Origin of the sequence: Streptobacillus canis (genome assembly GCF_009733925.1) — a bacterium.
Classification (GTDB): Bacteria; Fusobacteriota; Fusobacteriia; order Fusobacteriales; family Leptotrichiaceae; genus Streptobacillus; species Streptobacillus canis.
This window is the reverse complement of sequence record NZ_WOEI01000051.1, coordinates 1-1240: the sequence shown is the minus strand read 5'-3', so window position 1 is coordinate 1240 and position 1240 is coordinate 1. Positions and strand designations below refer to the sequence as shown.

The window sequence follows — 1240 nt, the reverse complement described above, 5'->3', positions numbered from 1 at the left end:
TTTTGACTCCTCCCTATATTATACCTTGAAGAATCTTCAAAAATCCTAAATAAATATTCTTTATATCATTACCCCAAAAAACAACATTTGATTCACCTGATACAATTAATTGTTTTTATAAGAACCTGTTTTTAAATTATTTATTTTTCATAAACATATTATTTTTTAAATTTCAAATCTAACTAAACTAGAATAAGGCTGTGAATTCGTATAATTTTCTATTGGTAGTAAATCATCTTTTGTTTCCACTATATTTAAGTTTAAAAATCCTTCTATCCCTGAACTTAATTCTTTTATTTCTTCTATTTCTTTGTTTATATATTTGTAATATAATTTTTCTATTTCAATATTATTTTTATTTTCAAAAATTTTAGTTACCACTTTAAATTTAGATTCATCTATTTTGCCAATCACTCTATATTCACATTTACGCAAATCTATATTATATATTTCTATTATCATTTTCTATAAATCTCCTTACATAAGATTCCTTATTTTTAGGTAAAGTAATAAAAGCTTTTCTTAAAAGAATAAGATTAAACATTTGAAGATACATTAAAATCCATTTATTTCTATATTGCGTTTATCTCTAGACGAAAAACGTTTATGAATACTAATATTTTGTTTAAGTAAATAGCTATCTTTTTTAAAAAGAATATAATTATGTTTTTCTATATTATTTTTTTCTATAAATATATTTTCTTCATCATTCTTTTTTTGAATATAGATACATTCTTCTAAACTAAGACTCATCAAAAAAGGTATTAAATACATCTCTAATACAAAATTTAAATTCCCTATTTTTTTTGTATATCTTATTTTTTCTTTTAAATTTAAATTTTCTTCTTTATAATACATTTCAAATAGAAAAAAAGTTTCTTGTTTATCTTTTATTACATTTCCATACTTATTTAATATTTTATATAGTTTTTTCTGTAGACCTATTATTTTTTCCATATTACACCACATCTATACCATTATATTTATTTATTAATCTTTGATTATTACTTAAAAATAATATAGAATAATATATTTTAAGTGTTTTTTCAAGTTTACTATTAAGAATGTATTCTATATCTTCTATTAAATCTACTAAAATATCATCTTTTATTTCTATTTTTCTATATTCTGCTAATATTTCATTTAATATTTCAACTATTTCAAACTCATCTTTTTTTAACAATTCTAGTTTTCTATTTAATTTTAATTTCATATTTTTATTTTATATTTCTACCTTTCC

The 1240-nt window shown here is 19.0% G+C and carries 3 protein-coding genes; all 3 read right to left on the bottom strand.

Going from position 1 to position 1240, the window contains the following annotated elements; translation table 11 throughout:
* Positions 1–165: 165 nt before the first annotated feature.
* Positions 166–462, bottom strand: coding sequence for a hypothetical protein (locus GM111_RS08015; protein WP_156300573.1), 297 nt, complete (start codon positions 460–462; stop codon positions 166–168).
* Between the two features lie 93 nt (positions 463–555).
* Positions 556–957, bottom strand: coding sequence for a hypothetical protein (locus GM111_RS08010; RefSeq protein ID WP_156300572.1), 402 nt, complete (start codon positions 955–957; stop codon positions 556–558).
* A 1-nt stretch (position 958) separates the two neighbouring features.
* Positions 959–1213: a hypothetical protein gene (locus GM111_RS08005; RefSeq protein WP_156300571.1), complete on the bottom strand. Its 255-nt coding sequence runs from the start codon at positions 1211–1213 to the stop codon at positions 959–961.
* Positions 1214–1240 lie beyond the last annotated feature (27 nt).